The organism is Streptomyces sp. CNQ329, assembly GCF_000482585.1.
In genome coordinates, this window is sequence record NZ_AXVU01000023.1 from 102,336 (window position 1) to 112,314 (window position 9,979).

A 9,979-nucleotide genomic window follows, 5' to 3' on the forward strand; every position below is an offset into this window, starting at 1 on the left:
GTGGGAGCGCTCCCATAGCTTCAAGCCTTGCACGCACTACGCACGTTGCACGTACGTCGCGGGACCCGAGCTCAGCGCACAACCCGCGCGCGTCGATCCGAGGGCACTCCCCCACGTGCCGCGCACGCACGCAAAGCCCCGGTGGCGGGAGACGCCTTCCCGCTGCATCCCGCCACCGGTCCCGCTGTCCCGAGAGGAGCGCGAGAGCCGCGATGACAGTGCGAAGAAGCGCCGCCGCCGGACGGGGCACCGGCGCCCGTCCCCGTACGGGCTTCGGCGGGCCGGACGACGCCGGCCGCGCCACGACCACCGCGTACACGGACAACCCGCGTGCCGGCGTCCACGACGCCGGCACGCTCACCTGGGGCACCGCCCCCTGACAGGCGGGCGGACCCTCCCCCGCCCGCCCACCCCGGACCCCCGTGTCCGGGACCGACGCCCCCACCCGGCGCACCACCGGTGTGGGGGCGTCTTGGGTGCCGTCCCACCCGCGGCCTGCCGGGCCGCGGCGGTACGGAACGGGCGCCGACCGGCACCGGCCGCCGCCGAAGGCCGGCCCGCGGCGGTGCACGGTCTGCCGTCGCCCGCACCCCCGCCCTGCCGCGGTGCCCGCGGCTCGAACGCCTTCCGGAACCGCCGTACCCCCCTCGCGCCCGCGCCACCGCCTGCGCGCCGCCGCTTCCCCGCCGCCCGCTTCACCGGGCCCGCCGAGGACTTCCCGCACCAGCACCAGGACGTGCGCGTGGAGAACGCCAAGCAGGACGGCGACCTGCCGGAGTTCTGCGACTTCGGTGAACCCGGCCGGACACCGCAGCCCGGTGGCTTTCCCGGCCCCGCGGAGCCGACCCCCGGGGACAGCCGCGGACGGGACGGCCGCCGGGACGAACGCCGGGGCGGGCCGCCGCCCCGGCGGCCGGTGCCGGTCTCAGTCCAGGTCCGGGACCCTCGCCAGCTTGTCGGGGTTGCGCACGATGTCGATCGCCGTGATCCGCCCCGCGTCCACCGTGAGCGACAGCACGGCGAGCTGCCCGTCCCCGCCCCGGATGGCCAGCCCCGCCACGCCGTTGACGTCGACCGGGCGGAGGTCCAGCGGCCCCTCCTTGCCCGCGTACGTGATGATCATCTGGGCCACCCGGGCCGCTTCACGCTCCGCACGCTGCAGCGTGACGACCTTGCCGCCGCCGTCGCCGCGCAGCACCACGTCCGGATCCAACAGCGCGATCAGCTTCGGCAGATCGCCGTCCTGGCACGCCGCGGTGAACGCGTCCACCACCTTCTGCTGCTCCGCCAGCGTCGCCGGCGTCCGCGGCCGGCCGTCCTCCACCTGCCGCCGCGCCCGCGACGCCAACTGCCGTACGGCGGCCGGCGAGCGCCCGACGACCTCGGCGATCTCGGGGAACGGGATGCTGAAGACGTCGTGCAGCACGAACGCGGTGCGCTCGGCCGGCGACAGCCGCTCCAGCACCACGAGCAGTGCCATGCTCACCGACTCGTCCAGCGTCACCCGGTCGACCGGGTCGTGCGAGCGGTCGGCGACCAGCGGCTCCGGCAGCCACGTGCCCACGTAGTGCTCGCGCCGCGCCCGCGCGCTGCTCAGGGCGTCCAGCGCCAGCCGGCTGACCGTCGTCGTCAGCCAGGCGCCCAAGTTCCGTACGGAACCGGGGTCGTCGAGCCGGCGCAGCCGCAGCCACGCGTCCTGCACGCAGTCCTCGGCCTCCACCAGGGAGCCGGTCATCGTGTACGCCACGCGCAGCAGCCGCGGCCGGTTGGCCTCGAAGGACCGCACGAGCTGCTCTTCCGTGACCCGCGCGGCATCCCGCCCGGCGTCCGATCCGCCCTCCGGCCCGTCGTCCGACCCGGCAGCATCCCGTGCGTCCCGTTTCGTCATTACCCCGTCCCGTTCAGACGAATGGCCGGTCACGTGGTGACACGGGCCGGTTCCGGCGAGTATTAATGTCACACCTCGGGGGGCTACGTCGTCAACAGGCTACGGAAACCCGGGGCCCACCCCCCGGGACGCTTGACGACCCTCCGGGGAAGAGAACATGACGCTTACCGAGAATCGAGAACAAAGCGCTGAGCCGCCCGTTCAGACGGGCGTGTTCGTCCGCATCGGGGGCTTCGCCCACCGTCGGAAATGGCTCGCCCTGATCCTGTGGGTGGCGGTCCTCATCGGAGTACTGGGGATATCCACCGCCGCCGGGGACGCCTATCGCAACGACAACTCCATCCCCGGCACCGAATCGCAGGCCGCCGCGGACATGCTGGAGGAGCACGGTGCGGCGCGTGCCGGGGACACCGTGGAGATCGTGCTGCGCGCCGAGGGCGGGCTGACCGGCGTACGGGACCGGGTCGACCCGATGCTCCGGGAGGTCGCGGAGCTGCCCAAGGTCGGCGACGTCCAGAGCCTTTACGAGAATCCCGCCGCCGTCTCCGAGGACGGCACCATCGGCTTCGCCACGGTGCAACTCGAAGTGCCGGCGGAGGAGATGCCGAAGGAGGACACGGAACGCATCCTCGACGCCGCGCAGAAGATCGACGGCGACGGCCTCCAGGTCGAGCTGGGCGGTGACGCCGCCCGGCTGCTGAGCGAGGGCAGCACCGGGGCCGCGGAGGGCGTGGGCGTCCTGGCCGCGCTGGTGATCCTGGTGCTGATGTTCGGCACGTTCATCGCCGCCGGACTGCCCATCATGATCGCCCTGTTCGCGGTCGGCACGACGGTCGGCCTCGTCGTCATCGCCTCGCACGTCGTCACCATCGCCGACTGGACGGCATCGATCATGGTGCTCGTCGGCCTCGGCGTGGGCATCGACTACGCCCTGCTGATCTTCTCCCGCTACCGCGCGGAGCTGGTACGCGGCGAGGCACCGGAGAGGGCGACCGTCACGGCGATGGACGCCGCGGGCCGCTCGGTGTTCTTCGCCGGCTGCACCGTCATCCTCGCGCTGCTCGGTCTCACCGCCCTCGGCGTGGGGGCGATCCAGGGCATGGCGCTGGCGGTGGCGCTGACCGTACTGATGACGATGCTCGCCTCGCTGACGCTGCTGCCCGCCCTGCTCGGCATCTTCGGCAACCGCTTCGCCCGTCAGTTCGCCAAGCGGACCGAGAAGCGCAAGGCGCAGGGCAAGCCCGAGGAGGGGACGGGCTGGCGGAAGCTCGCCACCGGGGTGCAGAAGCACCCGCTGGCCGCCCTGGTGGCCGCGGCGCTGCTTCTCGGTGCCCTCGCCTTCCCGGCGCTGGGGATGCGGCTCGGCTTCAACGACGCGGGCAACGACGCGAAGGACTCCACCAGCCGGCAGGCGTACGACCTGCTCTCCGACGGCTTCGGCCCCGGGTTCAACGGTCCGCTGCTGATCGTGACCGACGGCGGCGACGCCGGTCCCGAGGAGGCCGCCGCCGCGGCGGCGCGGACCCTGGGCGAGACCGAGGGGGTCGCCGCCACCGCGCCCCCGATGCCCACCCCGGACGGCGAGGCCGCGACGGTCCTCGTCTTCCCCACCTCCTCGCCCCAGGACGAGGAGACCACCGAGCTGGTCGACACGCTGCGCGACGACGTGCTGCCGGGGCTGTCGGCGGACAACGACGCGGAATACCTCGTCGGCGGCGCGACGGCCGCGGCCGAGGACTTCGCGGGCAAGCTCGGCGACCGGATGCCGGTGTTCATGATCATCGTGGTCGGGCTCTCGATCGTCCTGCTGATGGCGGTGTTCCGGTCCGTCCTCATCCCGCTGAAGGCGGCCTGCCTGAACCTGCTCAGCATCGGCGCGGCGCTCGGTGCGATGAAGCTGGTCTTCCAGGACGGCGCGCTCGGCTTCGAGGGCGGACCCATCGAGGCGTATCTGCCGGTGATGCTCTTCGCGATCGTCTTCGGTCTCTCGATGGACTACGAGATCTTCCTGATCTCCCGGATGCACGAGGAATGGGTCAACGACGAGAACCGCGATCCCTCGCGCGCCGTCCGGGAGGGCCTCGCTCACACCGGCGCGGTGATCACGGCGGCGGGCTCGATCATGGTCGTCATCTTCGCGGCCTTCGTGCTCAGTTCGGAACGGATGCTGCAGCAGGCGGGCTTCGGCATGGCGGTGGCGATCTTCGTCGACGCGGTGATCATCCGATGCCTGATCGTGCCGGCGGCGATGGAGCTGATGGGCCGGCGCGCATGGTGGCTGCCGGCACCGCTGGCGAAGATCCTTCCGAAGGTGGAGCTGGAGAAGCACTGAGCAAGCCTGCGGCGCGGGGGAGCCGACAGGTGGCAGGCCCCGCCGGTCGTCGAGCGACGGCCGGCGGGGCCCTTTGCCGTACGGGAGGCGGGGCACGCGGCCGTACGGGAGCCGGCTTGCGCGTCGCCGTACGGAAGCGGCCGTGCACGTCGCCGTACGGAAGTCGCTGTGCACGTCGTCGTACGGGAGGCATCCTGCCCGCGCGCGAACCGCGGGGATCCGCTCGTCCGTCGGGTGAGCGGGCCCCCCGCTCACCCCTGGGGCGGGCGCGGCTCCCACAGCGGCAGCATCGCGTGCCGCACCTCCGCCAGCAGCTCCCGCATCCCGGCCTCCGCGTCCCGCGGCCGGCCGCCCGCCACCGCGTCCGCGACGGCCTCGTGCAGGTCGAGGGCGGCGGGTTCGGGGTGGTGGGGCATGAGGCCGAGCTGGGTGCGGCCCTGGAGCACGACGGCGACGACGTCGGCGAGCGCGCCGAACATCTCGTTGCCGCTGGCCTGGAGCAGCAGGGTGTGGAAGGCGATGTCCGCCTCCAGGAAGCGGTCGAGATCGCCCGCCTCGCCGAGGACGCGGAGGCCGGCGGCGATCTCGGTGGCCCGTTCCCGCTCGGCGGCGGAGGCGCTGCGGGCGGCGGTCGCGGCGGCGAGCGGCTCGACGGCGATGCGGAGTTCGGTCAGCGAGCGGAGCTGGGCGTTGCGGCCGGGGCCGGAGAGGCGCCACCAGATGACGCGGGGGTCGTAGACGTTCCACGAGGCGCGGGGCTGGACGGTGATGCCGACGCGCCGGCGGGAGCGGACCAGGCCCATCGACTCCAGGATCCGCATGGTCTCGCGGGCGACGGTGCGGGAGACGCCGAAGCGCTCGCGGATCCGTTCCAGGGTGAGCACGTGGCCCTCGGGCAGAGCGCCGCCGGTGATCTCCTCGCCGATGGTGTCGAGGACGGAGCTGTGGAGGACGGCGGCGTCAGTGGCCGGGGGCGGCGGGGAGGCCGTGCCCGCCCGCTTCCCATGGTCAACGCCCTGTAGCTCCACCGCTGAAGAGTATCCCGGGCGGAACTCTTCCCCGGTATCGGCCATTGGTGCTACCTTTCCCGGCGATTGGTAACACCATTCTAGGAGGGCTTCTTGTCCCCGCCTTCTTCACACGGGTTGGTCACTCCGGGTACCCACACCGGGGTCGTGATCATGGGCGTCTCCGGCGCCGGCAAGAGCACCGTCAGCCGGCTCCTCTCCGACCGGCTCGGCTGGGCGCTCGCGGAGGCCGACGACTTCCACCCCCGTCAGAACATCGAGAAGATGCGCGCCGGCACCCCCCTCACCGACGCCGACCGCCGGCCCTGGCTACAGGCCATCGCCGCGTGGCTGGCCTCGTGGGCGGACGCCGGCGAGAGCGCGATCGTCACCTGCTCCGCACTCAAGCGGGCCTACCGCGACGTCCTGCGCGACGCCGGCCCCCGCGTCCGCTTCGTCCACCTGAACGGTGACCACGACACCCTGGCCCGCCGACTGGCGGCCAGGTCCGGCCACTTCATGCCGCCGGCGCTGCTCGACTCGCAGTTGGCGGACCTGGAGCCGCTGGCGCCGGACGAGGACGGGGTGGTGGTGGACATCGGGGGGACGCCGGAGGAAGTGGCGGCCGAGGCACTGTGCCGCCTGGGGCAGGCCACGCAGTCGGGGTGAGGCGCGGGGACGTACGGCTCGTACGACCACCGCGTACCCGCGCGGCACCGGGGCCCTGAACGCCGGTCCCGCACCGGCTCCGCGAATCATCCAGACCCCGCTCGGCCCACCCGGCCCTTGCCCCGAACCACCCGGCTCCAGCTCGAACCACCGGCCCCTGCCCCGAACCACCCCGGACCCGCTGCGACCCGCTCCGGCCCGGACTTCCGGCGGCCCGACCGCCCCGGACCCCGTGACGAAACCCGCCGCGGTCCCCGTGCCCGCCCCACGGCCCTGTCCCGGCCGTGACGACCACCGAACGCCCCCGACCCCCATGTCTCCCAGCTCCTGTCCCTGCCCCCGACCGCAACCCCGTCCCCGTACCCGAGAAGCGATGGAGCTTTTCCGATGAAGACGGTGCATCTGGCCCAAGAGGTCGAAGACTGGACCCAGACGATGTCCGCGGGCCCGCTGCTCGCGATAGCCGGCGCGGCCGTCGCCGTGCTCCTGTTCCTGGTGATCTACCTGCGCGTCCACGCCTTCCTCGCGCTGGTCACCATCAGCATCCTCACCGCCTTCGCCGCCGGCATCCCGGCCGCCCAGGTGGTCCCGGTGGCGACAGCCGGCTTCGGCACGACGCTCGGCAGCGTCGCGCTGCTCGTCGGCCTCGGCGCGATGCTGGGCCGGCTGGTGGAGGTCAGCGGCGGCGCGCAGAGCCTCGCGGACGCCATGATCCGGAAGTTCGGCGAGGACCGCGCCCCGTTCGCGCTCGGCGTCGCGTCGCTGATCTTCGGCTTCCCGATCTTCTTCGACGCCGGCCTCGTCGTGATGCTGCCGATCGTCTTCACCATCGCCCGCCGCCTCGGCGGCGGCGTCCTGCGCTACGGGCTGCCGGCCGCGGGCGCGTTCTCCGTCATGCACGTCTTCGTACCCCCGCACCCCGGCCCGGTCGCCGCGACCGAACTGCTGGGCGCGGACGTGGGACTCGTCGTGCTGATCGGCGTGGTCATGGCCGTCCCGATCTGGTACGTCACCAGCTACCTCTACGGCCTGTGGATCGGCGAGAAGATCGTCCTCCAGGTGCCGGACATCCTCACCGGCGGCCCGCAGGAGGAGAAGCAGGAGGCCCCGCCGGCCGCGTCCACCGTCATCGCGCTGCTCCTGCTCCCGCTGGTGCTGATCTTCACCAACACCGGCCTGGACACCGCCCGCGCGGCGGGCTGGGTGGAGGACACGGGGTCCTGGTACAACGTCGCGCGCGCCCTCGGCTCGACGCCGGTGGCCTTGCTGCTGACGGCCTTCGTCGCGTCGTACGTCCTGGGCACGCGCCGCGGGAGGGGCCTGGAGACGATCGAGAAGCTCGTCGACTCCGCGCTCGGCCCGGTCTGCGCGATCATCCTCATCACCGGCGCCGGCGGCATGTTCGGCGGCGTGCTGCGCGCCAGCGGCATCGGCGACGCCCTCGCCGACGCGATGAGCGACCTGGGCCTGCCCGTCATCGTGGTCGCGTACGTCGTCGCCACGGCCCTGCGCATCGCCCAGGGCTCCGCCACGGTCGCCCTGACGACGGCCGCGGGGCTGATCCAGCCGGTCGTCCTGGACGCGGACTACAACGCGGTGCAGCTCGCGGCGATCGTCCTCGCCACGGCGGCGGGATCGGTCACGGCCAGCCATGTGAACGACTCGGGGTTCTGGCTGGTGGGGCGGTTCTTCAACATGGACGTGAAGACGACGCTGAAGACGTGGACGGTGATGGAGACGACGATCGGCCTCTCGGCCTTCGGTCTCGCGTCACTCCTCTTCGTCATAGCCTGACTCCGGCTCCCGCCCTCCGAACCTGTTCCGACCCCTCCCACGGCCCGCCGGGTGCGCGGGGGGCACCAGAAGGAATCGTTTTGGCGATCTCCCCTGCCATCCCATATCCTGCTGGAGCCCCCGAGCGCGGCTCAGTCAGCGCACCCGCGGGCCGTCGGCCCTCATCGTCTAGTGGCCCAGGACGCCGCCCTTTCAAGGCGGTAGCACGGGTTCGAATCCCGTTGGGGGCACCTTTATTCAGGGCTCTGACCTGCGGCAACGCAGGGGCAGGGCCCTTTCGGCGTGCGGGGTGAGGGGCCGGGTGTGACGACATGGCCGGGCGGCGGGCGTGACGACGTGGCCGGGCGCGGGCGTGACCGTGAACCGCCGGAGCGGGACCGCCGGGAGAGGGGGCGCCGGTGGTGTGCCGGGCGGCCATCAGGGCAGAGGTCCGTACGGCCGTACTAATGTGACGCATGCCGAGAGGAGCGCAGTGTGACACCGGACGGCTTCCGTTTCGAGGAGATAGACGTCAGCAGGCCGCACCCCGCGCGCATCTACGACTATCTGCTGGGCGGCAAGGACAACTACGAGGTCGACCGCAAGGCCGGCGAGGAACTCGTCGCCGCCGCCCCCGAAGCACGGATCGGCCTGCGCGCCAACCGCGCCTTCCTCCAGCGCGCCGTCCGCCACGTCGTCGGCAACGGCATCCGCCAGATCCTCGACCTCGGCACGGGCCTGCCCACCGCACCGAACGTGCACCAGACGGCTCACGAGACCGCGCCGGACACGCGCGTCGTCTACGTCGACAACGACCCCATCGTCCGCGCCCACGCCGACGCACTGCTCAGCAGCTCCGGCGAGACCAGCATCGTGCTCGCCGACGTCCGGGACGTAGCGGCCATCCTGGACCACCCCGAGGTCCGCCGGGTCATCGACTTCGACGAGCCGGTCGCGGTGTTCCTGGTGGCCGTACTCCACTTCCTCACCGACGCGGACCGGCCCCGGCAGATCGTGGCCACCCTGCGCGACGCGATGCCGCCCGGCAGCTACCTGGTGCTCTCGCACGCCACCGGCGACTTCGCCGACCGCAAGGACGCACAGGCCGTCTACAACAAGGCCACCGCGGGCCTGAACCTGCGCCCGTACGCGGAGATCGAGCCCTTCTTCGCCGGCCTCAGCCTGATCGAACCCGGTCTGGTACAGGTCCCGTTCTGGCGCCCGGACATGCAGCCGCCGGCGAGCCACCGCGAGATCGGCATCTACGCGGGCGTGGGCCGCAAGGACTGACGGCAGGGCCGCCGGGTGTGTCGGACCCTTGTCCTACCTTGGCGGAATGCACACACACGCACCCCGTATCGACCGCCCGGCAGACCTGGACGTCGTCCGCGAGTCATATGACCGAGTGGCCGACGACTACGCCCACTTGATGCAGACGACGGGGATGGGCGACATCCGCCGCCACCCCTGGCTGAAGGCGGCTGTCGACGCCTTCGCCGACACGGTGACCGCCTCCGGGCGCGGTGCGGGGACGGGGGCCGGGTCGGGGGCTGCGGTTGGGTCCGGATCCGGTGCGGGTCTCGGGCCCGTGCTCGACGTCGGCTGCGGCCCGGGCCAGGTGACCGCGTACCTCGCCGAACGCGGCCTGGACGTCTCCGGCGTGGACCTCTCACCCGGCATGATCGAGAACGCCCGCCGCCTGCACCCCCAGTGCCGCTTCAGCGTCGCGTCGGCGACCGACCTGGAACTCGACGCCGAGTCGCTGGGGGGCGTGCTCGGGTGGTGGTCGCTGTTCAACCTTCCGCGCGAGGTACTGCCCCAGGTACTGGCGTCGTTCGCGCGCGCACTGAAGCCGGGCGGCCACCTCCTCACCGCGACGCATGCGGGAGAGGGAGACCTGGTGCGGACGGAGGCGTACGGACGGGAGGGGGTGCGCTGGACGACGCACAGGTGGCGGCCGGAGGAGTTCGCGGGCGTGATCGAGGGGGCGGGCCTGCGGGTGGTCGCGGACCTGCGCCTGGCCGGCGACGACCAGGCGGGGCCGGGGGTGGTGGTGATGGCGAAGAAGCCGGTGAGGTGAGGGGGAGCGGGCCGATAGGGGGGTGCGGCCCGGGGGAGGGGCCCGCGAGGCCGGTGTACGGGGGTACGTGCCGGGGTGGCCGTTGGTGCGTGGGGTGGGCCGGTGTGCAGCGGGGCCCGCGTCGTGGGCGCCGTTGTTCGCCTCGAACCGCACGTCCCCTCACGCCCGCCCAAGGGTATGCGCCTGCTCTGACAGTAAGTCCCGGTCATCAGCACCGCCGGCTGCCCCGT

At 72.6% G+C, this 9,979-nt stretch carries 8 protein-coding genes and 1 tRNA gene; 7 read left to right on the forward strand and 2 right to left on the reverse strand.

The window, feature by feature from the left end; all coding sequences use genetic code 11:
* Positions 1–212: 212 nt before the first annotated feature.
* The gene (locus I003_RS36115) at positions 213–380 is read left to right on the forward strand and encodes a hypothetical protein (protein WP_158689002.1); all 168 of its coding nucleotides are present in this window, start codon (positions 213–215) and stop codon (positions 378–380) included.
* Between the two features lie 545 nt (positions 381–925).
* Here I003_RS36115 and sigJ read toward each other — a convergent pair.
* Positions 926–1,888: an RNA polymerase sigma factor SigJ gene (gene sigJ, locus I003_RS0117485; RefSeq protein WP_027772686.1), complete on the reverse strand. Its 963-nt coding sequence runs from the start codon at positions 1,886–1,888 to the stop codon at positions 926–928.
* A 157-nt stretch (positions 1,889–2,045) separates the two neighbouring features.
* Between sigJ and I003_RS0117490 the strand changes: the two genes are divergently transcribed.
* A complete protein-coding gene (locus I003_RS0117490) occupies positions 2,046–4,220 on the forward strand; it encodes an MMPL family transporter (protein ID WP_199784311.1) in 2,175 nt (724 codons plus the stop codon).
* A gap of 251 nt (positions 4,221–4,471) precedes the next feature.
* Here I003_RS0117490 and I003_RS0117495 read toward each other — a convergent pair whose 3' ends face one another.
* Positions 4,472–5,248 (reverse strand): FCD domain-containing protein, encoded by a 777-nt coding sequence (locus I003_RS0117495; protein WP_027772688.1) that lies wholly within the window; start codon positions 5,246–5,248, stop codon positions 4,472–4,474.
* 117 nt (positions 5,249–5,365) lie between these two features.
* Here I003_RS0117495 and I003_RS0117500 point away from each other — a divergent pair, with 117 nt between their 5' ends.
* The 5 genes from I003_RS0117500 (at position 5,366) to I003_RS0117520 (ending at position 9,749) form a co-directional block, all read left to right on the forward strand.
* A complete protein-coding gene (locus tag I003_RS0117500; protein ID WP_027772689.1) occupies positions 5,366–5,896 on the forward strand; it encodes a gluconokinase in 531 nt (176 codons plus the stop codon).
* A 387-nt stretch (positions 5,897–6,283) separates the two neighbouring features.
* Entirely contained in the window at positions 6,284–7,690 is a 1,407-nt protein-coding gene (locus tag I003_RS0117505; protein WP_027772690.1) for a GntP family permease, read from the forward strand.
* A 157-nt stretch (positions 7,691–7,847) separates the two neighbouring features.
* Positions 7,848–7,920, forward strand: a tRNA-Glu gene (locus I003_RS0117510).
* A 244-nt stretch (positions 7,921–8,164) separates the two neighbouring features.
* A complete protein-coding gene (locus tag I003_RS0117515; RefSeq protein ID WP_027772691.1) occupies positions 8,165–8,959 on the forward strand; it encodes an SAM-dependent methyltransferase in 795 nt (264 codons plus the stop codon).
* 46 nt (positions 8,960–9,005) lie between these two features.
* Complete coding sequence (locus I003_RS0117520; RefSeq protein ID WP_027772692.1) at positions 9,006–9,749, forward strand: class I SAM-dependent methyltransferase; 744 nt, start codon at positions 9,006–9,008, stop codon at positions 9,747–9,749.
* Positions 9,750–9,979: the final 230 nt, after the last annotated feature.